Annotated in this window: 18 protein-coding genes; 6 read left to right on the forward strand and 12 right to left on the reverse strand. The window is 58.9% G+C overall.

The window, feature by feature from the left end; translation table 11 throughout:
• Positions 1-3: 3 nt before the first annotated feature.
• The 9 genes from MWH26_RS16145 to MWH26_RS16185 form a co-directional block, all read right to left on the reverse strand.
• Positions 4-387 (reverse strand): nuclear transport factor 2 family protein, encoded by a 384-nt coding sequence (locus tag MWH26_RS16145; RefSeq protein ID WP_247975078.1) that lies wholly within the window; start codon positions 385-387, stop codon positions 4-6.
• Positions 388-435: 48 nt separating this feature from the next.
• Entirely contained in the window at positions 436-975 is a 540-nt protein-coding gene (locus MWH26_RS16150) for a GNAT family N-acetyltransferase (RefSeq protein WP_247975079.1), read from the reverse strand.
• Between the two features lie 214 nt (positions 976-1189).
• On the reverse strand, positions 1190-2122 hold the full coding sequence (locus tag MWH26_RS16155) for a phosphoribosylaminoimidazolesuccinocarboxamide synthase (RefSeq protein ID WP_247975080.1): 933 nt from the start codon (positions 2120-2122) through the stop codon (positions 1190-1192).
• Between the two features lie 84 nt (positions 2123-2206).
• On the reverse strand, positions 2207-3667 hold the full coding sequence (locus MWH26_RS16160) for a phosphoribosylformylglycinamidine synthase subunit PurQ (RefSeq protein WP_247975081.1): 1461 nt from the start codon (positions 3665-3667) through the stop codon (positions 2207-2209).
• Entirely contained in the window at positions 3667-6696 is a 3030-nt protein-coding gene (locus tag MWH26_RS16165; protein ID WP_247975082.1) for a phosphoribosylformylglycinamidine synthase subunit PurL, read from the reverse strand. Before MWH26_RS16165 ends, MWH26_RS16160 begins: the two co-directional genes overlap by 1 nt.
• Before the next feature lie 125 nt (positions 6697-6821).
• Positions 6822-7436: an orotate phosphoribosyltransferase gene (gene pyrE, locus MWH26_RS16170; RefSeq protein WP_247975083.1), complete on the reverse strand. Its 615-nt coding sequence runs from the start codon at positions 7434-7436 to the stop codon at positions 6822-6824.
• Positions 7437-7607: 171 nt separating this feature from the next.
• Complete coding sequence (pyrF, locus tag MWH26_RS16175; protein ID WP_247975084.1) at positions 7608-8369, reverse strand: orotidine-5'-phosphate decarboxylase; 762 nt, start codon at positions 8367-8369, stop codon at positions 7608-7610.
• A complete protein-coding gene (locus MWH26_RS16180) occupies positions 8357-9220 on the reverse strand; it encodes a dihydroorotate dehydrogenase (protein WP_247975085.1) in 864 nt (287 codons plus the stop codon). The genes pyrF and MWH26_RS16180 overlap by 13 nt, the downstream gene beginning before the upstream one ends.
• A gap of 474 nt (positions 9221-9694) precedes the next feature.
• Positions 9695-9955: a hypothetical protein gene (locus MWH26_RS16185; RefSeq protein WP_247975086.1), complete on the reverse strand. Its 261-nt coding sequence runs from the start codon at positions 9953-9955 to the stop codon at positions 9695-9697.
• A 704-nt stretch (positions 9956-10659) separates the two neighbouring features.
• Between MWH26_RS16185 and MWH26_RS16190 the strand changes: the two genes are divergently transcribed.
• A complete protein-coding gene (locus MWH26_RS16190) occupies positions 10660-11229 on the forward strand; it encodes a DUF4468 domain-containing protein (RefSeq protein ID WP_247975087.1) in 570 nt (189 codons plus the stop codon).
• Positions 11230-11774: 545 nt separating this feature from the next.
• On the opposite strand, the gene MWH26_RS16195 is transcribed toward MWH26_RS16190, so the two are convergent.
• Both MWH26_RS16195 and MWH26_RS16200 read right to left on the reverse strand, forming a co-directional pair.
• Positions 11775-12602 (reverse strand): DNA/RNA non-specific endonuclease, encoded by an 828-nt coding sequence (locus MWH26_RS16195; protein WP_247975088.1) that lies wholly within the window; start codon positions 12600-12602, stop codon positions 11775-11777.
• A gap of 329 nt (positions 12603-12931) precedes the next feature.
• Positions 12932-15160: a T9SS type A sorting domain-containing protein gene (locus MWH26_RS16200; protein ID WP_247975089.1), complete on the reverse strand. Its 2229-nt coding sequence runs from the start codon at positions 15158-15160 to the stop codon at positions 12932-12934.
• A 340-nt stretch (positions 15161-15500) separates the two neighbouring features.
• On the opposite strand from MWH26_RS16200, the gene MWH26_RS16205 reads away from it, so the two are divergent.
• Genes MWH26_RS16205 through MWH26_RS16215 form a run of 3 tightly spaced genes read left to right on the forward strand, consistent with a single transcriptional unit; the run spans position 15501 to position 21619 of the window.
• A complete protein-coding gene (locus tag MWH26_RS16205; protein ID WP_244697802.1) occupies positions 15501-16868 on the forward strand; it encodes a sigma-54-dependent transcriptional regulator in 1368 nt (455 codons plus the stop codon).
• 23 nt (positions 16869-16891) lie between these two features.
• Entirely contained in the window at positions 16892-20479 is a 3588-nt protein-coding gene (locus tag MWH26_RS16210) for a PAS domain S-box protein (protein WP_247975090.1), read from the forward strand.
• A gap of 60 nt (positions 20480-20539) precedes the next feature.
• Positions 20540-21619, forward strand: a complete 1080-nt coding sequence (locus MWH26_RS16215) for a flavin-containing monooxygenase (RefSeq protein WP_247975091.1) — start codon at positions 20540-20542, stop codon at positions 21617-21619.
• A gap of 403 nt (positions 21620-22022) precedes the next feature.
• On the opposite strand, the gene MWH26_RS16220 is transcribed toward MWH26_RS16215, so the two are convergent.
• Positions 22023-22328, reverse strand: a complete 306-nt coding sequence (locus tag MWH26_RS16220) for a T9SS type A sorting domain-containing protein (RefSeq protein ID WP_247975092.1) — start codon at positions 22326-22328, stop codon at positions 22023-22025.
• Between the two features lie 248 nt (positions 22329-22576).
• Here MWH26_RS16220 and MWH26_RS16225 point away from each other — a divergent pair, with 248 nt between their 5' ends.
• On the forward strand, positions 22577-23695 hold the full coding sequence (locus tag MWH26_RS16225; protein WP_247975093.1) for an NAD(P)/FAD-dependent oxidoreductase: 1119 nt from the start codon (positions 22577-22579) through the stop codon (positions 23693-23695).
• Positions 23696-23807: 112 nt separating this feature from the next.
• A complete protein-coding gene (locus MWH26_RS16230; RefSeq protein ID WP_247975094.1) occupies positions 23808-24986 on the forward strand; it encodes a type III polyketide synthase in 1179 nt (392 codons plus the stop codon).
• Positions 24987-25006 lie beyond the last annotated feature (20 nt).

Consider the following 25006-nt stretch of genomic DNA (forward strand, 5'->3'; position numbering starts at 1 on the left):
ATCTTAGCTGATGTCGTCGATGGAAATGATCTGGCCATTCGCAAACTGAAAAACCGACTTGCCCTGCAGCCGCAGCGCGTCGCCGGCGTTGAGGCCGTTGGGAAAGTCGATGGCTGCTACGGCGGAGTAATCTAGCGCTACCTCCACGCGGTTGTCAGCTACTTGCCAATTGGTAGCGCGTTGCGCCCGCTGAGAGAAGTACTGCAGGGCTTGCGTGGCCTGCTGGCGGAAGGCTTCCTTGCCAGTCGTCGTCACGTTCACTTCACCGCCAGCAATATTTCGGAACACCACGTCCTCGTGCAGATGGCGCACCATGCCGTCTACATCGAAACGGTTGTACGCTTCGATGTAGCTTTCCACAAGGTGTTTTTGGGCGGCAATTTCCATGCGGGCGATGAGGTCAGTGTGCTGTTGCTTATGGCTGGTAACGTTACGTCAGCGGGAGGTAGGGCTAGCCGTGAAAGAGGCCCTGTTTAGTACCATCAGCCGGTGGTCGAAGTAGTGGTCGTTAACGCGGAGGTATCTTTTTTGCAGGCCGTATTGCTCAAATCCCAGACTTTCATACAGCTGATTAGCAGCCGCGTTGCCCACTATCACGCCCAGGTAAATCTGCTCCAGGTCTGGCAGCGCAAAGGCAGCTTGCAGAGTGCGTAGCAGCAGGGCCCGGCCGAGGCCTTGTCTTTTGTAAGCCGGACTCACGCACACCTGACGGATGTCGCCCTGGTGCCGAACCTTGCGGCGGCTAGCCTGCAAAAATGCGCACATCCCTACCAGCTCCGTTTCATTGAAAGCGCCCATAACAAACGCCCCGGGCTCCTGCGCTTCGATGTGCTTTTCGAAGTACAGCGGCCCCAGCTGCTCTTCTTCCTCCACGGAGGAGCCAAAGCTGGCCGGGTACTCCGCTAAGCACGCCAACCGCAAACGACGGTAGGCAAGGCTATCAGCAGGAAGCAACTGGCGAATGGCAACGGGCACAGAATCTGAATTAAGAGGCGAAATGAGGTAGCTGAACGTGACAGGTAGTAAGCCTAGCTTACAGCACCCGCAGCTCTGCGTAGGTGGCGCGCAGCTGGGCTTTAGTTTCTTGAATGTCGCGGCGGAGCTGTTCGTACAGGTGGAGCTTGAGCAGCGTTATCGGGGCGCATTACCATGAGGTTGAAGGTAGCCGAGGGCATTATTACCGATGAGTTTAGGCGTCTTTCATGATGCCAGCGCGCACGAGGTTACCCACGAGGCGGGTCCGGACGTCACCGCCGCTGGTGGTTTCGTTGCCGGTGGGCAGTGGACTACCCGTGATACGCTCGTAGATGTCGAGGTAGCGGCGGCTGGCTTCCTGGGAAACTTCGGGAGTGAGGGCGCGGGGGTACTGGCCATCCTGCTTGTTGGCAATCAGCCACTGGCGCACGTATTCCTTATCCATCTGCTCCACGGCCTCGGGATTTTGGGCGTAATCCTCGGCGCTCCAGAACCGCGAGGAATCGGGCGTGTGGATTTCATCAATCAGGATCAGTTCCCCATTCAGCAGGCCAAATTCATACTTGGTATCTACCAGGATGATGCCGCGCTCCGCCATCCACTGCGAGGCGAAGTTGAACAGCTCCAGCGACTTCACCCGCATCTGTTCGTACAGCTCCGCCGACACCCAGCCTTCCGACACCAGGTTCTCCGGCGTAATCTCGCGGTCCGACTCCTCTTTGGTCGTCGGCGTTACGAGGGGCTCGGGAAATTGCTGGTGCTTGGTCATGCCGTCCGGCACGGTTACCCCCGAGAAGGTGCGCTGGCCCTGCTGATAACCGCGCCACATAGAGCCCGTGAGGTAGTTGCGCACAATCATCTCCACCCGAATCGGCTCAGCTTCCTTGGCCAAGGTCACATTCGGGTCGAGCAGCGCAATCACGTGGTTCGGGATGATGTGCTGGGTTTTGTCGAACCAGAAAGCGGCCAGTCCGTTCAGCACCGCGCCTTTGTGGGCCACGGGCGTTTCCAGCACCGAGTCAAACGCTGAGAGGCGGTCAGTTACCACGATGAGCCGCTCGCCCGAAGGAGCGCGGTACGAGTCGCGAACTTTACCGCGGTGCAGCAGCTCAAGCTGGGGCGTCGCGAAGTGGTTGAGGGTGTTCATATGGTGTGACCCCACCCCCCGGCCCCCTCCCCGGTGGGGAGGGGGTGCCAAGCGACAGTGGGCTGGTTTAGGATTTGGTGTCTGTTATGAATTACTGCGCAGGCGTTCGGTCTGATTGGTCTGGTCAAGGTGGCGCTGAATGGTAGCCAGTACTTTCTCCGTCTGGGTCAGGACTTCATCGTTCGTGAAGCGAAGCAACTGGTAACCTAACTCCTGCAAGGCATGAGTCCGACCAGCATCGTACTCCGCTTGCCCGACTTCTGCGTGCACGTCGCCGTCTACCTCCACAATCAGCTTGTCCGGTATCGTGACAAAATCAACGATGTAGGCGTCAATAGCATGTTGCCGCCGAAACTTTACGTCTAGTTTCTGCCCTCGCAGCTCTTCCCACAACCGCTCTTCTGCAGGGGTAGGCTGTTTCCGCATATCCCGAGCGTACTCCTTTAATGCCTCCCATTTCTGAGGGGTGGTTGTGAATACACTTCCAGCAATGCTAGTTTCCGCCGGTGCCGTCTGGCTCCCCCTCCCCACCGGGGAGGGGGCCGGGGGGTGGGGTCCACGGATATGCTCTACAATGTTGCGGAACAGCCGCAACCCATCCCCTTCTTCCGAAATGCTCGGATTCAACCGTTTTCTTCTAGCCCAGTCGGGATGATTGTAGAGCGAAAGGAACGCCTCGGGGTGGGGCATCAGTCCGAATACCTGGCCGGTGGTGTCGGTTAGGCCGGCGCAGTTCAGGTCGGCGCCGTTGGGGTTGTGCGGGTACACGTCGGTGGGCGAGCCATCGAAATCAGTGTAAGCCAGACAGTTTAAGGCCTGGGCTTCGATTTCGGCTAGGGTTTCTTCGCCCTTGATAATGAGGCGGCCTTCCCCGTGGCGCACGGGCACCTCCAGGGTGTCGATGCCTTTAAGGAAGGGCGAGTTCGACTCGGGGTTGACTTTTAGCCGTACCCACCGGTCTTCGTAGCGGCCTGAGGCATTGTGCGTCAGGGTTACTTCGGGCGTCACGTTGCCGCTGAGGTTGGGCAGTAGGCCGAGCTTTACCAGTACCTGGAAACCGTTGCAGATGCCCATTACAAACTTGCCGTTAGCAATGAACTTCTTGATATCATCGAGCAGGGTACGGCCCTCGGCATTTTTGCGGTAGCGCAGCTTGTTGGCTAGCACCACCCCGGAGCCTAGGTCGTCGCCGAAGCTGAAGCCGCCGGGAAAGTTCAGAATGTCGTAGTCGTGGATGCTGACGTGGCCGTGCAGTACCTGGTTCAGGTGCACGATGGTTGGCTCGGCGCCAGCTAGCTTGTACGCAGCCGCAAATTCTTCTTCGCAGTTGATGCCGAAACCTGTCAGGATGAGGGCGCGCACGGGTTGCTGAGGCGCAGTTTGGGCCGATGAATGACCTAAAGGCTGGGTCGTTTCGTGGCCGGCGTCCACGCTTTTGAAGCCGAGCACGAGGAGGTTACCGTTCGCATCCGTGACGGGGCCGCCGTGGTCGAGTTGGGGCCGCGGGGGCGTATTCAGGTCCGGCAGTTTGGGTTGTTCTTCCATTAGGATTGCGCCGCTTCGTGCTGGCCGAAGCCGATAAGTCGATTAACTGGGCCGTTGGTCCACTCGTGGCGCAGGGCCGCCGTGCTGGCCGAAATGACCGTCTGGCCGCCGTGGCGCACCGTGAGCTGGCTGTCTTGCGTCACCACGCCGAGGCGGGTAGCGCGGGCTCCGAAGTGCTGCTCGAAGGCTACCACATCCTCCGGCGCCACCGTGCCCACGAAGCGGGAGTGCGACTCCGAGAACAACTGCACGTGCACCGGCAGGCCATCTGGCAACTCCACATCAGCCCCGAAGCCGTGACCAAACGTGGCTTCTGCTAACGCAACCGCCAAGCCTCCATCCGACAGGTCGTGGCAGGACTGGATGAGGCCGTTGTCGTTGGCCTGACCCATCAGCGTGTAGAGGGCTTTGGCTTCCTCGAACCGCACCTTGGGCACGTTGGCGCCAAGCTCCCCGAAGAGCTGGTAGAATTCCGAGCCGCCTAGCTCGTCGTAGGTTTCGCCCAGCAGGTACACTACGTCGTCGGCTTGCTTGAAGTCGGAGGTGATGGTGCGGCGCACGTCCTCGATTTTGGCAGTCATGGAGTACAGGACCGTGGGCGGAACGGAAATCTTCACGCCGTCGGCCTTGAAGTCGTTCTTCATCGAATCCTTGCCCGAGGTGAGCGGGATGCAGTAGGCCGCCGTGGCGTCGCGTAGGGCCTGACACATGCGCACCAGCTTGGCTAGCTTGTGCTTGCCGTCGGGGTTGGTAGCGGGGTCGTACACCGAGTCGGGTACGCAGAAGTTGTCGTTCACCGACCAGAAGTTGCCGTCGCCGTAACTCAGGTTAGGCAGCTTCCCTCCTACCGCCACAATCTGGCGCACGGCTTCGTCAAACGCGCCAGCCGACATATCATAGGCGTCAATGTCTCCAAAGCGGGGCAGGATACCATTACTCACGGCTACCCCTTCCCAACTTTCGAAGTTGAAACGGACCACGGCCGCATCCTGCGGAGCCTGCCCGGTTGCGCCCATGAGTGGCTTGATAATGGTGCGGCCTTTCACCTCGTGGTCGTACTGCCGAATGACTGATTCGCGGGAGCAGATGTTGAGGCTGCCCAGCAGGCGGTTTAGCACGTCGGTATAGTCGAGCGCAGCGGGTAGCGCGGGCTCCTGGGCGGTAGGCTTCTGCCACTCGGCTTCCAGCACTTTGCGCGGCACGCCATTGTGTAGGAACTCCATATCAATGCGCGCCACCGACTCCCCGTCGAAGCGCACATCCAGGCTGCCATCGGAGGTGAAGTAGCCGATATCGGTCAGCTCCACTTCCGTTTCCTGGCCTAGAGCCATCAGCTCGGCCATCTTGCTTGGCTCCACTGCCAGCGAGAACCGCTCCTGCGACTCCGATACAAAGATTTCCCACGGGCGTAGGCCAGGGTACTTCAGAGGCACTTTCTCCAACTCCACCACGGCGCCGCCGCTGATGGTAGCCAATTCGCCAATGCTGGAGGACAAGCCGCCCGCACCATTGTCGGTGCTGCACTTGATGAGGCCGCGGCGGGTAGCCAGAATCAGAAAGTCCATGGCCAGCTTCTGGGTAATGGGTGAGCCGATTTGCACAGCCGTAGCGGGCGAGGTTTCGTCCAGCTCGATGCTGGAGAAGGTCGCGCCGTGGATACCGTCCTTGCCTACCCGGCCGCCGGCCATGATGATGCGGTCCTGGGCGTCAATCTTCTTTTCCCACGAGTCGAGGCCGGCCAGCTGCATGGGCATCACGGCGCCGGTGCCGCAGTACACCAGGGGCTTACCGGCGTACCGGTCATCGAACACAATGGCCCCGTTCACCGTCGGTACCCCCGACTTGTTGCCGCCATCCTCGATGCCCTTGCGCACACCTTCGAAAATGCGGCGCGGGTGCAGCTGGTTGCTCAGCAAAGTGCCGTTGAACTCGGGGTTGCCGAAGCAGAGCACGTTGGTGTTGAACAGCAGCTTCGCGCCGCCAATGCCAGTAGCCAACGGGTCGCGGTTGTTGCCCAGAATGCCAGTAATAGCGCCGCCGTAAGGATCAATGGCCGAGGGTGAGTTGTGGGTTTCGACCTTCCACACAAACAACGACTCCGGGTTGATGCGCACGGCGCCCGCATTGTCACTGAACACCTTAATCAGCCAGTCGTTGCCGTTGGCGCGGAGCTGACGGTCTACCTCGGAGGTAGCGTTTTTGATGTAGGTCTTGAATAGGGAATCGACTTCGAACTCCTCACCCGTATCCGCGTCCCGGTACTTAATGAGGGCCGAAAACTCTTTATGCTTGCAGTGCTCCGACCAGGTTTGGGCAATGATTTCCAGCTCGCAGTCGGTGGGGTCTTGGGCTAGGCCCGCGGCTTGGCGCTCCTCAGCCATGCTGGTGTAATGGTCACGCACGGCGCGCATTTCCTCCAGGTTCAGGGCGTAGAGGTTGTCTTTCGACAGCTTAACCAGCTCCTCATCCGAGAGGCCAACCAGCGGCACGGTGTCCGTAATAGATTCGGCCCCACCACCCGGCCGCGGCGTGTAGTCGCGAATCTGGGCGATGGGGCCGACCTCGAAGCGGTTGATCATTTTGTTGCCGAGCAGGTCTTCGGCCAAGCGGCGCAGGCTACTCTCCGGCAGCTCGTGCTCCAGAAAGTAGAGCCGTTTGCTGAAGATGTGCTGGGTATGGGTGTCCAGCGGCTGGTTCAGGAAGTCGCCGAGGGCGTTCTGGGCCGATATGCCTTCGTCGTCCGTCACACCGGGCAGCTTGGCCACTAAGATGTAGCTTTTGTATTCGGCGCCGTGGCGGAACTCGTCGAGGGCCACATCGTGCAGGACGGGGTCCTGGAGGCAATGGGTGGCGAAGTCGCGCAGTTGCTCGCCCGCCAGGGGGTAGCGCACCGTGTAGAGGGCGGTGCTTTGCACCCGGCCGGTGGTTAGGCCGAGGTGGCGGTGGGCAGCTTCGGCTACGCGCTGGCCCTCGCCATCGTGTTGGCCGGGCTTGAGCAGAAGCTGTATGGTTCTTTGGGTAGCGTCCAAAAGGGGGGTGGTTATCTATTTTTCGGGTTTCCCACGCCTGGGCGAAGGTGCCCACGTGAGGAAGCATACCCGCGCAGGGTACGCCGAAAATGCCTTGCCGCGGGCCGATTGCCGCTACGGTAGGTTTAAGAAAACGCTTTTTCCGGCCGACTGCCGGGTTTCACCACCGGAATACCTGCCCGGCAAAGCGGACAATCATCGGGTGCGTAGGTGGCCGCCGAAACTGGCAGCAAGGCAAAGTTCGGAAAAGAAAGGTCAGCTTTCCCACTCGTGCGGTCAATTAAACTCGCCACTGCCAAAACTTTTGCCCCCAATTCTTCCAGCACCCGCGCTACTTCCTTGGTGCTCTTGCCGGTAGTCACTACGTCTTCGGCAATGACAATTTTTTGGCCAGGCTCCACGGTAAACCCCCGACGCAACGTCATCTGCCCCGAGTCATCGCGCTCTGTGAAGATGCCCGGCACTCCTAATTGCCGGGCCAGCTCGTAGCCAATCACCACCCCGCCCATAGCCGGGCCTACCACCACATCGGGCTGCAAGCCGGCCTGCTGAATCTGCCGAGCCAGTTCTGCCGCGGCTGGAGCTGCCAGGTCGGGGCGGCGCAGGAAACGGGCGCATTGCACGTAGGTGTCAGAATGCAGGCCGGAGGAAAGGCGGAAATGGCCGCGCAGCAGGGCATCTTCCTGCAACAGTTGCTGCTCCAGGATTTCGGAGGGGAGGGTGGGTTGGGTGGAAGTCAAGGGTAGTACTCTATTATATAAGGTACGAGAAGAGAAGACGTTAAAACGACGTCATGCAGAGCGCAGCGAAGCATCTCGCGCGTTGACTTTACTTTGATAATCCAACGATTCAAGCGAGATGCTTCGCTGCGCTCTGCATGACGTTCTTCGTTTTCATTCTGACGCTTAGCGTTACACCGCTACCGGCCGGAACCGGTTGATCTGCTCTACTAGCTCCCGTGCGGCGGCGGCGGCATCAGTCGCTTGCCACAGGGCGCGCGACGTATTAATCAGGAGCCCCGAACCATCAGGCCGTAGGCCCGCTTTCAACGTGGCTTGCAGGTCACCGCCCTGGGCACCGACGCCGGGTACCAGGAACCACTGCTCCGGCGTGAGGCTGCGGATGCGGGCCACGGCTTCAGCGTTAGTAGCGCCTACTACCAGTCCGATGCCGCCGTGTACTTCGTCGAGCTTGCGGGTTACGCGGGCGGCGCAGTCGGAGAGGGTGCCACCGCGGGTAAGAGCCACGTCTTGCAGGGAATGAACCGGTTTATTGGAGGTTTTGGCCAGCACGAACACCAGCTTGCCAGGCCGGGCAAAAGGCACAATGGCGTCGTCGCCCATGTAGGGGTTTACGGTTACGCCATCGGCTTCTACCACATCGTAAGCGAAGCGGGCGTAGTGGTCGGCGGTGTTGGCAATGTCGCCGAACTTGCCATCCAGAATTACCGGAATGCTTTCTGGAATACGCTGCACGGTTTCGCGCAGCAACTTCACCCCGTCTTCCCGACTTAGGAAAAAGGCCAGATTGGGCTTGAAAGCGGCGGCGTACTCGCTGGTTTGGTCAATGAGCTCGGCCAAGCGGCGCGCTACCTGAGCGTCCTCCCCTATCGGGTCAAGGCCCACGCAAAGCAAGGAATTGGCGCGCTGAACTCGTTGGGTTAGCTTTTCCATACCGATGAAACAGTTTCGGGTTGAAGATGGGCGCACTCGGCGGCTAGCCGGGCCGATAGGCCGGCTTCCAGCCACTCACCGCTGGCAATTTGCACGGCACTGGCCCCGCAGCGCAGGTAGTCCGTGACGTGGCTGGCCGTGAACACGCCGCCCGTGCCGAAGATAGGTAGCGTTATCCGCTTGTCGTGGGCCAGTTCCCACACGCAGCGCAGGGCTACGGGGCGGAGCGCCTCCCCCGAAAGGCCGCCGGCCACGGGCGCGGCCGTGGCATCGTCGGGCAGGTGCAGGGCTTTGAGCAGATTGGTAGCGGCCAGGGCGGTAGCGCCGCCTTCCTGGGCACCCAGAGCCAAACCCCGAATGTGCTCCGGCCAGGGCGGCAGCTTCACAATAACGGCCGCTTCGGGACCAAGCTCATTGCGCACGGCCTGGGTAGCTTCGCGCACAAATTTGGCATTGAGCTCCTCGCCCTTCCCGGTGTCGGGCTGAGCCATATACACTTCTACCCCGGCTATCAGCTCACTAGCTTCGCGGGCCAGAAAGCGCGCAATCTTGCGAAAACCAGGAATGCCAGGGGCCGTGATGCTCACGAACACCGGCACGCCGTAGCGGCGGAGGGTGGGCAGGTGTTCCTGCACCAGAATTTCGGCGCTTTCGGTGCGCATGTGGGTGGCGTTGAGCAGGGTTTGGTCGGCTACCTGCCAAATGCCTTCCTCGTAGAGCCCGGGCTTGGGCTCCATCGTGACGGTGCGGGTAAAAATAGCTCCCAGTCGCTCGTAGTCCGGGCCGTCTAGCTGCCAGGACGCGGCCGCGAGGCATACCGGGTTCTGGAGCGTGAGTTTACCGAGTTGCATAGATTAAAAACGTTACGATGTTACCGGCTTCGCCCGGCCAAAACCAGGCGCCACCCGCAACATCAGATGAGTACGCTACCTCCAGCCGAGGCCCGAAGCAGCCAAACCACTACCTCTGTAGAACCCCAAAAACGCGGGGCGGCCAATTCGCGGACCAACATACGTCAGAATCCCCCCTGATTTTCTATCACCCCGCTGCCTTGTGCCACCTCGCCCCGTCGCCGCCGTTGGGTGGATAACGGGTTGTTTCGGGTTTATTATTGGTTGTTGACTGTTAGTTGACAATCGTTGGTTGTTGCGTCAGCCTGCGCTTGCAAAGGACCTCCGCACGTTAGAACAGTCCATTGTTACGTCCTTCGACTATCATCAGATCCTTCGCTACACTCAGGATGACAATCAACAATTGCCCATTAACTACCAACTATTAAAAGCAAAACGCCCGGCAAAGGACCGGGCGCTTGCTGAAAGAGAAAGCTAGATTACGTTTTCGCGGTTGATTAGGAAAGTGGTGAACAGGGTGTCGGTGTTTTCGCAGGCCCCGGTTACGCCCACAATGTGAGACGTGTTGTGGATGGCTGCGAAGCCTTCCGATTCCGCGTACTTCCGCGCGCCTCGGAACATGGCGTCCCGTGCTTTGATAATGGCCATCCGCTTAGGATCCGTGCTCAGGTTCGCGTTGTAGGTGGCGGTAGGAGCGGCGGCTACCATCTGCTGGGTGAGGGTGGTGTCGTTCATGGAATTTACCAGTATGCGTGGGTGGGCGCCAATTTTGCCTGGGCCAGCCAAACCGACTGGACACAAAAAAACCGCTTCGAAAACCGAGGCGGTAAGAGCAGCAAAACCAATAGAAACGAAAGAATTAACGAGGAGAACAGCCTTCCGGTCATCTCGCAGGACGCTTTCGTGAAAAGTCCCGCGCTTCTTCAATGAATGTTGATTGAGGTGAAGCACGTCGCAAAAGTACTACTCCTTCCTACCCCAGCAAGACAACCTAAGTTAACTTTATGTTACCAAAATGTTACGCGGATTTTCTCTTGTGTACTAGCAACTCTTTATAAGCACGCCATACATCCTCTTGTTATTCAGCACATTCCGCATAGCACAAATAGCCTATTAATGCCCATACGCTATACTTAGCTGACTTTTGCGGGCCTGTAAACAGCAGCTATTCATACTGAGATAACAGGTCTCGTTATTGGAAATATTCAACTCAAGGAACTTAGGCTATCCTTATAGTGTACAGAGGCATCCTTTAGGCAAAACATCCTTTATTTCCACAACGCTCTGCGTAAAATGCTGTTTGTACATATAATAGTTATTTTCAGTAGCTATCTTAACAAAATTATAATGGCACAGTTTTTATATCAGCCACCAGGTTGCTGTTATCTTTGTACCACAGGCTTTTTCCTTTGATTTTCTCATTTTCTTCTCCGTTCCATATGAAAAAAGTGCTACTAGTTTTGTTGATGGGTGGGATGCTGGCACTAGCGCCGGAAGTACAGGCCCAGACCGATGCTCCGGCCCCCATTGAATACAGCGAGCGGGTGCCTGCCGACGGGGCCGGTAAAACGGCTCTGTACCATCGGGCTCTGGACTGGACGCAGAACAAATTTGCGTACGGCCCTAAATCTGGAATGAAGGCGGAAGAGGGTGCCGGCACCGTGCGAGTAACCGGTACCAGCAAGGTGAAGCGAGTTGATAATAAGGGGAAAGACCAGGAGGTTACCGTATTATTCGACTTCGTTTTCCGGGCCAACGACAACGGGTATGAGTACAGCGTGGGTTCCTTCCGGGTAGTACCAGACCCAAAGCAGCCTTCCCAGATTATTACGTTTGATGAATACCGGACTGAGCTCCGGGCCGATAAAAACAACGAAAAGACGCACAACGAACGCCGACTGACGGCCCAAACGTCGTCGTTGGCCTCGGAAGCGGCCATGTCGTTTCGCTCTTACATGAACAGCACGCCGGCCGAAGGACACGTTGGCGTAGCAGGCGGCGAGCATTAAGCGGCCCGAATTCCTAGAGTTTTCCATGCATGCCAGCGGCCCGGAACCACATGGTTTCCGGGCCGCTGGCATGTGATTTTTCCGGCGGGTAGAGTCACGCTTAGTTTCAGCGCCATGCAACGCTCACGCACGTACTACTTGCTTACCAGGCCTACCCCTCTACCTAGTGAGAGACGGTTGTTCAACTGCTGAGTACTGGTTCAGTTTTTCAGTTCTGGACTGCTACGAGCATTAATGTGCTACTCACTTGCAACGCTCACTTAGGTGCCGCCTCATAATGCGAAAAGCCGCGTTGCAGCGCGGCTTTTCTACTATCTTCCCCTCAGCCGCCTCTTTACTTCACTCACGGTAAAGGTAGAGGGAGCCGTCTAAAATCCTTGCTCAATTTAGATTAATAACCGAATCGTAAAGACAGACGTCAGTCTTTAGACGATGAACGGATTTGACTTGTCGGCGAAGAGCTATTTGACAGGTAGCGCGCTAAAAACCAATTGCCTAGCTCCGGTGGGGCTAGGCAGTTGGTTTCAGCTAATGACGGGTTTCTATCAGCTCGTCGGGCCGTTGTCTACGCGAGCTTCTACTACGCTCTGCACAGAAGCCGATACGGCCGAGAGGATGTCGTAGCCCGTGGCGGCTTCAATGGCGTCAACAGTGGTGCGGTAAGAACCCCAGGTGGTCAGCAGGCCGTTGTCGTTGGGGGTGTTGATGGCAATAACGCGGGTGCCGGTGGTTACGCGGGCAGCGTCGCTGCTTCCTTCGGGCAGCACCACAATTACCTTCCATACCTGAGCAGGAACCGTTACACGGCCGGCATCGAGGGTAGTCGCGTAGCCGTTGGTGCCGGTGCCACCTTTGCCGTAGCTGCCGCAGATGATGTACAGTTCGTTGCCAGCATTCACGAGGGTGCGGCAGTAGTTTTCCAGGTTAGCCCAGGTGCGCTGGTTGTTGTTCGGGGCCTGCGGAATCATGTTGCTCATCAGGAAGGTAGCCGTGTTGTCGGCCACCGAGCCGGTGCGGTCGGCGCTAGGGCAGTTGTGTCCCCGGTCGAAGCCCGAGCCGGTGTAGCTGGTGCTGGTGGGGCGGTACCAGCCCGTAGGCAGCGTGTTGTCGGGGGCGAAGTTGTCTTGGCGCGGGGTAGAGCCCAGCCACGCGCTGCTCAGGTGCCAGCTTACCCAGTTTGGCGTACCCCGGTCGCGGTGATACGACATAGCGAACTGCGACTTCGACAGCAAGTAGTTCCAGTAGTTAGCCGAGTTAGCCGTGGCCCCGCTGGGGTTGCCCATTGCCAGGTGATTGTCGCGAGTGGCGTCGGCGCTCTGGCTTACTGCGTCCGGAGTAACCGAGGGAGCTACTTCGTTTTTGGAGCAGGACACAACGCAGCTGGTCAGTAAGGCTAGGCCTAAAACGCGGGAAAAAGTACGGTACATGTAAACAGGGTTTGGTTGGTGGGATGGAAAGCAGAAGCGAAGTAGGCTCCCGGCTAGCAAAGTTGGTGAGCCAGAGCTACCCCAATGTTACCCAAATATTATTAATTTCTTGTTTTAATACAATTGTTATACTATGGATATACTCTTGATTGCCTGCATGTTCTGCTACCACCGACCCTAAAACGAACAGAGCCCCGCTGACCTGCAACAGCGGGGCTCCCAGTCCGATAATGATAAAGCGAAAAGGATAGAGTAGGGATAAAAAAGAGGAAGGGTTATTGCCCTCGTATTACTAGGCGTTGGGTGGCCAAACGCTGGCCGGTGGCGTCGCCGAGCACCAACTGGTAGAGGCCAGCGCGTAGGTGTAGCGCCGAAATCTCCAGGAGCTGCCCCGTCACTTTTTGCTGGCTTACCAGGCCACCTTGCATGTTGTAGATAAACAACTGGTAGTTTCCTTCCGGCAAGGCGGGTACGGTGGCCTGAATGTTATCGGCGGCGGAAGCTGGGTTTGGGTACACGGCAAAAGCAAGGCTGGCGGTTTTGAGGCTCACGGGCACAACGGCCGAGTAGGTTTCTTTTCCGTCCAGGTCCACTTGGCGCAGGCGGTAGTACAGCATGGGAACCTGCTGGGCGCCGGCCTCCGCGTCGCGCAGGGTATACTGCCGGGTTGTGGTGGAAGTGCCAGCCGCCTCTACCTGGCCAATGGGCTCGAAGTCAGCAGTAGCCCGTAAGGAGCGCTCCACTAAAAACAGCTTGCTGTTCAGCTCGCTGGCCGTTTGCCATACTAAGTTCACGGTGCTACCAGTAGCCCGGGCACTGAAACCCACGAGCTGCACGGGCAAGGGTGCCGGCGCCGTGATGCTGGAGGGGAAGCCCATGGGCCGGTCCTCCGCAAAACCGTAGTATACCTGCGTATTGTCGAGCAGCGCCACGCCATTGGTCAGCTCAATTTCAACCCAGTCAAAGTCGCGGGTGGTGCGGAAGGAAACTTCCTGACGACCATCGGCCAGCACTTCTACGCTCAGCAAAGAACTACCCACGGCGCTTTCTACCAGCTCGGCGCCGGTAGTACCGCTTCCGGTGGCGCTGTGGCTACCCGTGTACGTGTTGATTCGGATGTTAGAAAGCAAGTTGGCATCAAGCAGCCCGGTGCCCAGGCCCAGCACGGCTCCCGCTACGTTGCCGGCGAGGCCCGGCCCATCGAGGCGGAGCTTGAGGCGGGTAGTGCCGCCTACGCTCAACGCCGTACGTACGGTAGCATAGTTAGTGGTCTTGTCACGGTCGGCGGCGTTTTGTGGGTTTTGCACCGAGCAGTTCACGCATACCACGCTGCCGTTCACCTGATAGTTGCCGGCCGGCTCCACAAACTCCGATATACGGGGCTGCAAGTCGCGGAACACACGGGGCTCCAGGCCGAAACCGTAGAACACCCGCAAATCGTCCAGCACGCTCAACAGCTTGGTTTGCTGAATCTCTACCCGGTCGTAGGGCTTGGTAGTTGGGAAGCTGACGTTGTACTGCTGGTTACCCAGTACTTCCAGGTTCAGCAGGTTAGCACCGGTCGCCGACTCCTGTGGCACGCCGCCTAAGTACGTGGTAACGCGCAGGCCATCGAGCACGGTAGCATCAAGCAGGCTTCCGCTGCCTAGCACAAATCCGGCCTGGTAGCCGGCTGGCGCAGTGCCTTCCAGTTGCGTTTGCAAGGTAGAAGGGCAGCTCAGGTCAGCCACCGACTTCATAGTGGCGAAGTTGGTTAGGCTCTTGTCAACGGCGTTGAGCGGATTGGTAACATTAGAGTTCACACAGACCGTGATGCCATTCTTAACAACACCCGTGCTGTAGTTAGTCGTCCCGGCATTCTCAAAACGGGAAGCGTAGCCTTTTGCCGAAGTAATTACGTTAGCGTCGATGGCGTAAGCATAATACACCTTCAAATCGTAGCCCAGGCTTAGGGCCGAAGCCGCTTCTACCTCAATTTGGTTGAAGGATTTGCTGGCCAGAAACTCCAGCCGAATCTTGCCCGTGTTACTACCCAGCAGCGTGGAAGCAACGGAAGCATCCACCGCTCTTTCCTCCTGCAGGGTAGAGGTAGTGCCGTTGCGCAGATAGGTCCGGACAACAATCAGGTTGGCCGTATTTAACGACAAGAGGTTCAAGATGGTACCGCTACGCTCTACCAGTACGCCGGCCCGGTAATTAGCGGGCGCCGTAGTTGCTAAGTTCATGCGTAGCCGCACCGAGCCCGCCAGCGCCGAGGCGGGAACGTTCATAACTGCCGCCGAGTTGAAGTCGTTATCCGTAGCTAATTCGGGGTTGGTAATTTCGCCGAAGCACGTGGTCAGGCCCAGAAAAGTGGTGCAGGTACGCGTTACGCGGGCCCCGTCGTTTCCGGTGTTAGAGTAGATGGGGGCGCTAGCAGCCCACGTGGCGCGTGCCCCGGTGCCAAGGAGTAGCGCTGTTGCCAGCAACAACGTACGAGCAAGGTGTGAGTAGAAGGGCTTCATAGAGGGGCAATGAATTGATAATCACTAGGATTAAGGAACCACTGATCCTATACCAATTCCATAGCCAAACTCATATTAAAGCATCAAAAAATTGATTATCAACAAGTTACTATCAAATGAAAAATGCTATATTGTTTCATTCCGGGATTCCTTTTCTAAAATCGAGAAAGTTTGGTATCCCCGTTTCTCCCGCTTATACTCGCAGCATTGCGCGATTTTGCCTGTTCTGAGCTATTGAGAACCCTGCTGCCGGAATTGAACAATCCCAATGTGTCTGCTTTCTCGAAAAGGGAGTATACCAGGGTATCGCAGTTCCCATGCTATTCCTTCCTCCTTTCCCATGAGCGTATCTTTACCTGTTTCCATCTTTATTGTCGAGGACAATGCATGGTACGGTGAGCTACTTGAGTACAAGCTGGCTCAGAACCCGGATTATGTTATCCGTCGGTTTACTACCGCGCAGGCTTGCTTGGATAACCTAAGCGACAAGCCCGATATTATCACCCTCGACTACTCCCTACCCGATGGGCAGGGCGACCAGGTGCTCCGCCAGATCAAGGAGCGCCTGCCCGATGTGGCAGTTATTGCTATTTCCGGCCAGGAGGACGTGCGCACGGCCATTGGGTTGCTGCGTCAGGGAGCCTTCGACTACCTGGTGAAGGATGAGGAAACTGCCGACCGCCTCTGGAATACCGTGGGCAACATCCGCAAGCAGCTAGAGCTGCGCCAGGAAAACACCCGCCTCAAGGAGCAAATTGGGCAGAAGTACGACCCACAACGCGCCATTCTGGGCGAGAGCCCCCAGATTAAGCAGCTCTACACCCTCATTGATAAAGCGGCCCGCACGAACATTACGGTTTCCATTAGCGGGGAAACGGGCACCGGCAAAGAACTGGTAGCCAAGGCCATTCACTTCCGCTCTGACCGCCGCGACGGAGCCTTTGTGGCCGTAAATGTGGCCGCCATTCCGCGCGATTTACTGGAGAGCGAGCTGTTCGGGCACGAGAAAGGCTCGTTTACCGGCGCTATCAGCCGCCGAATCGGACGGTTTGAGGAGGCTCACAAGGGCACCTTGTTCCTGGACGAAATTTCTGAAATGGACCTGGGCCTGCAAGCCAAGCTGCTGCGGGTGCTGCAGGAACGGGAAGTATCGCGCGTGGGCGGCAACACCCGTGTACCGTTCGACGCCCGCCTGATGGTAGCTACCCACCGCGACTTGGGCCAAGAAGTAAAAGAAGGCCGTTTCCGCGAGGACTTGTACTACCGGCTGCTGGGCTTGCCCATTGTGTTGTCGCCGCTGCGGGAGCGGGGCGACGATATTTTGCTGCTGGCCGATGCTTTCCTGAAGGATTTCTGCTCCCAGAATAACATGGCCACCTGCTCGCTGTCTGGGGCAGCGCAGCAGAAGCTCTTGCACTATACCTTTCCCGGCAACGTGCGCGAGCTGAAAGCGGTGGTAGAGCTAGCCGCCGTGCTGGCCGAAGACGACGAGATTCAGCCCCAGGATTTGCCCTTGCGCCACGGCGCCGCGGATACGGCCGCCCCCGACATCATGCCCAATGAGTCGTTGCGGACGCAGATGGCAGCCATTGTGCAGCGCTACCTCGATGTACACAACGGAAATATTCTGCAGGTAGCGGCCAAACTGCAAATCGGGAAGTCCACCATTTATCGTATGGTTCAGAACAACGAGATCCGTATTCGCTGACCTCGGCTGTCAACTGCCATTCTATGAGTTCTATTGGTATCCGTCATTTGGCGCGCCAGCTGCGTGTAACCCAAAAAGCCTGGCAGCAGGCCCAACACGAAACAAGTGAGGCCCGCCGCCAAGTAGCCGAGCTCAAGGCTCGGTCGCTGGCAGCAGCGGAGCAGGCTACGGCCCTGTTGGAAACCATGAGCACGGCTATTCTGGCCGAGGACCAGGACCATGGCATTACGCTGCTTAACCAGCGCCTCTGCGACTTATTTAGTCTACCCCACCCGCCTCGGCACTACCTAGGTAAGCACTCCTCCCTGCTGTACCAGGAAAGCCGGGCCCAGCTGCAAGATGAGCAAGCCGTGCGCACCCGTAACCAGCAGTTGCAGGCGGGTCAGGAGCGGGTGAGCGGCGAGATTTTTCGGCTGCGCAACGGCATTATTGTGCAGCAAGATTACCTGCCTGTGGTGCAGAACGGCGTGACCATGCTCCATATCTGGAGCTACGAGGACGTGACAGTGCGCCAGCAGGCTCAGGAGCGGGTGCAGGAGCTTTCCCGCCTAGCTGAGCAGAGTCCCCAGCCCATTATTCGGTTTAACCGGGAGGCCGTGGCCCAGTATGCCAACCCCGCCGCCAACCCCGCCCTAACGGCCCTCTACCAGCCGGCAGGAGCGGAGATTGTGCGGCTGCTGCGCCAAGAAATTGCCCTGGCCCTGAGCAGCGGGCAGCTACGCACGGTAGAAAAACGCTTGGGCGACGAATTTTACCTCTGGACCATTGCCCCGCTGCTGCAGGAGCAGGAAGCCAACGTGTACCTGACCACCATTACCGCCCGGCGGCGGGCCGAGGCGGAGCTGGTGCGCAACCAGCTATTCACGGCTCGCATCAACGACACGGTACCTAACATCGTGTTCCTGTTTGATATGGACACCCGGGCCGTACTCTACAGCAACCGCCAAACCGAGCAAATGCTGGGCTACACGGAAGCTGAAATCCGGGAGATGGGCCCCCAGCTGGCTACCCTACTGGTGCACCCAGAAGATTTGCCGGACTTAGAGCGGAAGCAGGAAGAAATGCTGCGGCTCGAAGAAGGGCAGGTAGCTCACTCAGAATATCGGTTTAAGCACCGCAACGGAGAGTGGCGGTGGCTTAGCCTGAAGAGCACCTGCTTTACCCGCCACCCCGATGGTACCGTGTGGCAAGCAGTAGGCTCAGCCGCCGACGTGACGAAACGCCGTATCATAGAGGAAGAGCTGCGCCAAAGCCGCCTGTTTGTGGAGCGCGTCACCAACACTACTCCCAACCTCATTTACATCTATGATGTAAGAATGAGGTCGAATGTGTACTGCAACCGCTTCGTGGAAACGATGCTGGGCTACTCGCAGGAAGACTTGCTGAACATGAGCCCTAGCCTGATGGCTAGCCTAATGCCCATTGCCGAAGCCCGCCGGGTGCAGCAGCATTTCGAGGAAGTAACCCGGGTTGCGGATGGGGTTATTCTGCACCTGGAGTTTTTTCTTTCGCACCGCAACGGCTCCATCCGCTGGTTGCGCATTAGCAGTACGCCGTTTGAGCGGGATGAACGCGGCCGGGTTCATAAGATTGTGGGGTCGGCGGAGGACATTACCCGCTGGAAAATCGCCGACGAGCAGCGGCGCTCCGCCAACCGGCGACTAGCCGAACAAAACCGGCTGTTCCGGCAAGTAATTGACACGGTACCCAACCTTATCTACCTGAAAGACGGCAATGGCAACTACATTCTGGCCAACCAATCGACGGCCCACCTCTACGGCCTCAGCAACGATGCCCTGCTGCAAACGCCGGCCGCCTGGCTGCAGGAGCAATTCCCGGACCTGGTTCGCTACCAAGCACAGGATGAGCTAGTTATTCAGTCGCGCCAGGAGGTAGCCCACGAGGACACGTTTACTGATGCCCAGGGCGAGGTGCACTGGTTTAATTCCGTCAAGCGGCCGTTTATTCTGGCCGACGGCACCGTGCAGGTACTTGGGGTTGACAATGATATTACCGAGCTGAAGCGCACGGGTCAGGCCTTGCAGCAAGCCAAGGAAGCGGCCGAGCAGAACGCCCAGTCGCGCCAAACCTTCCTAACCAACATGAGCCACGAAATCCGCACGCCCATGAACGGCATCATGGGGCTGGCGGAGCTGCTGTCCAAAACCGACCTTACTGACGAGCAGCGGCAGTACTTGCACCACATCAGGCACTCGGCCGAGAACCTGCTGGTTATCATCAACGACATCCTCGACATGGCCCAGCTCGGCGCCGGTCGGGTTCGGCTCGAATCAATGCCCTTCGACTTGCAGGAAGTGTTGAAGGCCAGCTGCCAGGCCCTCATGCCCAAGGCAGCCGAGAAAGGCATCAGCTTGCGCCTGCAACTGGCCCCGGGCACTACCCCCGCCTGGGTACAAGGCGACCCGTACCGGCTGCGGCAAATTCTGCTGAACCTGCTTAGCAACGCCATCAAATTCACCGACAAGGGCCATGTGCTGCTTACCTGCCGCCGCGTCAGTACGCCCACGGCCGAGCCGGAATACCAGTTTTCGGTGCTGGATACGGGCATTGGTATTTCGGAAGACCAGTTGCAGCAGCTGTTTGAGCCCTTCACGCAGGCGGAGGCCAGCACAGCCCGCGAGTACGGAGGTTCGGGGCTGGGCCTGAGTATTTCGCGGGGCTTAGTTGAGCTACTGGGAGGCGAGCTGACCGCCGAAAGCCGCTTGCACCATGGCAGCACGTTCCGGTTTACGCTGGGCTTCGGGGCCGCTACCCCTCCAACTGCCAGCAGTGCCGCCCCGGCGCCGGATTACCAGCGCCTGCGCGGCCGCCGGGTGCTGCTCACCGAAGACAACCGCGTTAACCAATTGCTGGTGCAGGTTATGCTCCGGGGCTGGGGCCTGCACGTAGACACGGCCTCTTCCGGCTCGGAGGCGCTGGCCTTGTTCCGGCAGCACCAGTACGACGTAGTGCTGATGGACATTCAGATGCCCGGCATGGACGGCGTGGCGACTACCCACCTGCTGCGGGAACACCCCGACCCGGTCCGGGCTGCTACCCCCGTGGTAGCCCTCACGGCCCACGCCATGCATGGGGAGGCGGAGCGCTACCAAAAGGCTGGCCTCGACGCTTATCTTTCCAAACCCTTCAAGCAGGAAGCCCTGTTTCATACCATTGCCAACTTGCTTGACTTAGATGATGCTGCCACCCCACCTCCCGCCGCCGAAGTAGTGGAAGAGCCTACCCCTGCCCTACCCCCCGGCAAGCTCTATGACATGAGCAGCCTGCGCCAGTTCACCAACAACGATGAAACTTTTATCCGGCGCCTGGCCAATCTGTTCATCAGTACTACCCCGCCGGTAGTAGAGGAACTGGAGTACCACTTGCAGGAGCAGAGCCTAACCAAGCTCGGGGCAGCAGCTCACCACCTGAAAAGCTCCGTTGATGGCCTGCAGATTCAGTCGTTGCGCACCATCCTGCGTGATTTGGAGGCCGCCGCCCATGCCCCCGCCACCGCCGACTGGCAGAGCCTAGCGCACGGGGTGCAGCAGGTGCGCCAGATTACCGACGAGGTTATTCGCCAGCTTCAGCAGGAATTTCCCGCCGATTAGCGGCCGCGGCCGGAGCGGCGCGGCCTCGGCTCATCCGCCCCGGCTGTTGTATTATGCGGTATGATTTCTTCCTCTGAACCAGTGGGCTCTAGTGCTGCGTTGCATACGCTTGTTATTGGGGCCGGGCAGGCCGGGCTAGCGGCCGCCTACTACCTCCGCCAAGCCGGCGTGCCGTTCATCGTCCTGGATGAGCGGGCGGCCGTGGGAGAGGTGTGGGCCACGCGCTACGACTCACTATGCTTGTTTTCGCCCGCTTGGGCCAGCAACCTGCCGGGACTAGCGTGGCCCGGTGAGGCCCGCCGCTACCCCAGTAAGGCTGAAGCCGCGGCCTATTTGCAACAGTACGCCCGCCACTTCCAGCTGCCCATTGAAACGCAGCAGCGGGTGCAGGTTGTGCGGCCCATTCCTGGGGGGTATGAGGTAGTAACTGCCACTGGCCGCCGCTTCGAGGCTAAACACGTCATAGTATGTACCGGGCCTTACTCTGCCCCCAAGGTTCCGGAGTTCAGCCATGCGCTTCCTGCCTCAGTGGTGCAGCTGCACAGCAGCGCCTATCAGCGGCCCAGCCACCTGGCGGGTACGGGCCCAGTGGGCGTGGTGGGTAGCGGCAACTCGGCCCTGCAAATAGCCGCCGACCTGGCCGCTACTGGTCGGCCGGTGTGGGTAGCCTTTGATGAAGGTACGCCGGCCATGCCCAACAACACGGCCATGTGGGCGCTTCTGCTGAGTACCCGCATGCTACAGGCCAGCCGCAACTCCCCGGTTGGCCGCCTGATGCGCAGTCAGCCCGAGCCAGTGGTCAGCGCCGACCTGAAGCGGCTGCGGCGGTTTCCGAACGTGCGGTTTATGGGCCGGGCCTTAGGTGCTACCCCCGAGGGTGCTCTGCAAGGAAAGACAGCTACTACGCCGGCCCTGGAGGCAGTTATTTGGGCCACCGGCTTCCGGCCCGACTACAACTGGCTTCAGGTGCCGGGGGCGCTCAGCCCCGCGGGGGAGCCCCAACACGAGCGGGGCCTGAGCCCAGTACCGGGGCTGGCTTTTCTGGGCCTGCCGTGGCTGCACAGCCGGCGCTCGGCGCTCATGGGTGGGGTCGGGGCCGATGCTCAGTTTGTGGTAAACCACCTCGTGAAAAAGACATAATTATGCTGCAACTACCTGGCACACTTTTAGGTTATACTTGTATCAACTCAGCCGCAGGCCACTAGCTGTCTTTTTGCCCGAGGCTGAGTTTTTCTTTTTCCCTTAATTTCTTGTTGTATGATGTTGCTGATTTTCTTCGGGATTGCGCTAGCGACTGCCTTGCTCGCTCTCGACACGGTAAACAAACTGAAAGCTACGCTGAAGCCTGTGCCGGTGCGCGCGCAAAACGGCCGCTAATTCTGCGGTCCGAGCCTTGCTATACCTTACGCCCCTGCTTTGTGCAGGGGCGTTTTTTTGCTCCATGGTTTATCTGCCTAGTTGCGTAAGCCACAAACGCCAAGCGCAGCCTCCTTCACGAGGCTGCGCTTGGCGTTTGTGATAACCAGTGTGGGAAAGGCTAGCGTTAGCGAATGACGAGCTTGCGCATTTCGCTGGCGTTGTCTGATTCCAGCCGCACGTAGTAAAGTCCGTTGGCAAACTTGCTTAAATCGAGGGTCCGGGTTTCCCGGTCGTTCAGTTCGCTGAGCACTTCCCGGTACATGAGCGTTCCAATAACATTGAGTACGCGCAACTCCACCTTGCGGCCTTCAAAGCCATTGATGGCAACGTGCACGATGCCAGTGCTGGGGTTGGGGTACACCAACAGGGCTTTGTCTTCGCTAGCGGGGCGGGCGGGGGCAGCCGGGCGTGGCGTGATCGGCTGGGCCACAGCAGATAGCGTACTACTGCGGAGCCCGCCTATCAGTAGAACGAATAAAACTAAACAGCGTAAGGGTTGCATCATATAGGGTAGTGGGAGCGAGGGAAAGTGCCGAACGGAATGGGTATTAACGACGGACACGAGTTTAGGTTAGCAAAAGTAACAGAGGTTTTATCTTCTCATGCCAGAATATAACTCATCTTCGATAAATGAAGCGTCTTTATCTTCGCTCTCACCCTTTTACCCGATGAAATAAGTTGGACGTTGTCATTATTGGGGGCGGTTTGGGCGGACTCTGTGCGGCCCTTGACTTGCGCCAGCGCGGGCACGCCGTGACGCTGGTGGAGCGCCAGCGCTACCCGTTCCACCGGGTGTGCGGCGAGTACATTTCCAACGAGGTGCTACCCTACCTGCGCCGCCTCGGCCTTAACCTCCTGGCGCTGGCTCCCGCTCAGCTTACCCACTTTCAGCTCAGCTCCCCGGCCGGCCGCTTGCTCTCGGTGCCGCTTGATTTGGGCGGCTTCGGCATTAGCCGCTACCAGCTGGATGCTTTTCTGTGCGAGACAGCCGTGGCGGCCGGCGTTACCGTGCTCCAGCAGACTACCGCCATGAGCGTTGAATATGATGAAGCCGCTCGCGAGCATACCGTAACGCTAGCGGACGGGCAGGTGCTTACGGCTCGGGTGGTGCTGGGGGCCTATGGCAAGCGCAGCAGCCTTGACCGGCAGCTGCAGCGGCCATTTTTCAGCCAACGCTCGCCTTATTTGGGAGTGAAGTATCACCTGCGCTACCCCTCCATGCCTCGTCACCTAATTGCCCTGCACAATTTTGCTGATGGCTACGCGGGCATTTCGGCTGTGGAGCAGGACCGGTACTGCTTCTGCTACCTTACTACCCGCCGCAACTTGAAAGCGCACGGCAGCATTCCGCAAATGGAGGCCGAAGTGCTGGCCCGCAACCCCCACCTGCAGCACATTCTGGCGCACGCGGAGTTTCTGTACCCGCAGCCGGAAGTCATCAACGAAATTTCCTTTGCCCCCAAAACCTGCGTGGAAAACCACGTGCTGCTGCTCGGCGACGCCGCCGGGCTTATCACGCCCCTGTGCGGCAACGGCATGGCCATGGCTATTCACGGGGCCCAGCTAGCCGCCACTCGCACCGACGCGTTTCTGCGGGGGCAGCTTACGCGCCCGGCCCTGGAGGCAGCCTACCACCACGACTGGCACCAGCACTTCGGGCCGCGCCTGCGGGTGGGGCGAGCGGTGCAGCAGTTATTCGGGCAGCCGTTGCTGAGCGAGGCCGCCGTGGCGGGGCTGCGGCTCTGGCCCGGGGCGGTGCGAGCCCTCATGCGCCGCACCCATGGCCGGGAGTTTTAACCGGCAGTACGCCCCTGCTACATCCAGCCAAGCGGACTTGCGCGTACACGTTTCTGAATCAACCCCAAAATAACGAACAGCACCCAGGGGGTATTTTGCGTAAACTGCACTGATGAGTAGCTACCTGTGTGCCATTGGCACGGCCAATCCGCCCCACCGCATCCCTCAACTTCAAATTGCTGACTTCATGGCGGGCGCACTGCAGCTCGATGAAGCCGGTACGCGCAAACTGCGGGCTCTGTACCGCGTCTCGGGCATCGGGCAGCGCTACACCGTGCTTCCCGACTACGGCCGCACCAATGGCAGTTACGAGTTTTTCGCCAATACCCCTGATCTTGAGCCCTTTCCCTCGGTGGGCCAGCGCATGGCCGAGTACCGGCGGCAGGCCTTGCCGCTGTCCGTGCAAGCCGCTCAGGACTGCTTGAGCCAGGTGCCGGAGGTAGCTATGGGTAGCATTACCCACCTAATTACCGTGAGTTGCACCGGCATGTACGCGCCAGGCCTGGACATTGAGCTGGTGGCGGCCCTGCAACTACCCTCCCACGTGCAACGTACCTGCGTAAACTTTATGGGCTGCTACGCCGCCGTGAATGCCCTGAAGCTGGCCGATGCCTTTTGCCGGGCCAATGAGGAGGCGCGGGTGCTGGTGGTGTGCACCGAGCTTTGCACCCTCCATTTCCAGAAAAGCACCGAGGAAGACCACTTGGTTTCTAATGCCTTGTTCGGGGATGGGTCGGCGGCGGTATTGGTACAGGCCCGGCCCCGGGTGGTAGGTCCTAGCTTGGCTCTCACGGCCTTTCACTGCGGACTGGAGCCCGACGGGCACGCCGACATGGCCTGGCACATCAACGACTTTGGCTTCGAAATGACCTTGTCATCCTACGTGCCCCGCATGATTAAGCAGGGTATTGGGCGGCTTACGGCGGGCTTGCTGGCTGATTTGCCGGTACAGCTAGCCGACATTCGAGCTTTTGCCATTCACCCAGGCGGCCGCAAAATTCTGGAGTCGATTGAGCAGGCCCTGGGGCTGACTACCCACGACAACCGCTTTGCTTACCAAGTACTGCGCGACTACGGCAACATGTCCTCCGCGACGGTGCTGTTCGTGATGCGGGAGTTGCTGCGCACCCTCACGCCCGCCGACACTGGCGCCCCGGTGCTAAGTTTTGCCTTTGGCCCTGGCCTAACGCTGGAAGCCATGCTCCTGACCGTCGCCTGGGGCGCGGAGCCCCCGCTAGAAATTCAGCACAACGCTGAGCAGCTGAAAAACGCGGCTATTTTGCCGGCCTAGCGCACGCGCGGCCTGGCCTC

Origin of the sequence: Hymenobacter sublimis (genome assembly GCF_023101345.1) — a bacterium.
Classification (GTDB): domain Bacteria; phylum Bacteroidota; class Bacteroidia; order Cytophagales; family Hymenobacteraceae; genus Hymenobacter; species Hymenobacter sublimis.

Excerpts from the sequence above, each read along its gene's own strand:
- MWH26_RS16145 (WP_247975078.1), bottom strand. The coding sequence starts at position 387 with ATGGAAATTGCCGCCCAAAAACACCTTGTGGAAAGCTACATCGAAGCG.
- MWH26_RS16155 (WP_247975080.1), bottom strand. The coding sequence starts at position 2,122 with ATGAACACCCTCAACCACTTCGCGACGCCCCAGCTTGAGCTGCTGCAC.
- MWH26_RS16160 (WP_247975081.1), bottom strand. The coding sequence starts at position 3,667 with ATGGAAGAACAACCCAAACTGCCGGACCTGAATACGCCCCCGCGGCCC.
- pyrF (WP_247975084.1), bottom strand. The coding sequence starts at position 8,369 with ATGGAAAAGCTAACCCAACGAGTTCAGCGCGCCAATTCCTTGCTTTGC.
- MWH26_RS16180 (WP_247975085.1), bottom strand. The coding sequence starts at position 9,220 with ATGCAACTCGGTAAACTCACGCTCCAGAACCCGGTATGCCTCGCGGCC.
- MWH26_RS16185 (WP_247975086.1), bottom strand. The coding sequence starts at position 9,955 with ATGAACGACACCACCCTCACCCAGCAGATGGTAGCCGCCGCTCCTACC.
- MWH26_RS16190 (WP_247975087.1), top strand. The coding sequence starts at position 10,660 with ATGAAAAAAGTGCTACTAGTTTTGTTGATGGGTGGGATGCTGGCACTA.
- MWH26_RS16200 (WP_247975089.1), bottom strand. The coding sequence starts at position 15,160 with ATGAAGCCCTTCTACTCACACCTTGCTCGTACGTTGTTGCTGGCAACA.
- MWH26_RS16205 (WP_244697802.1), top strand. The coding sequence starts at position 15,501 with ATGAGCGTATCTTTACCTGTTTCCATCTTTATTGTCGAGGACAATGCA.
- MWH26_RS16210 (WP_247975090.1), top strand. The coding sequence starts at position 16,892 with ATGAGTTCTATTGGTATCCGTCATTTGGCGCGCCAGCTGCGTGTAACC.
- MWH26_RS16215 (WP_247975091.1), top strand. The coding sequence starts at position 20,540 with ATGATTTCTTCCTCTGAACCAGTGGGCTCTAGTGCTGCGTTGCATACG.
- MWH26_RS16230 (WP_247975094.1), top strand. The coding sequence starts at position 23,808 with ATGAGTAGCTACCTGTGTGCCATTGGCACGGCCAATCCGCCCCACCGC.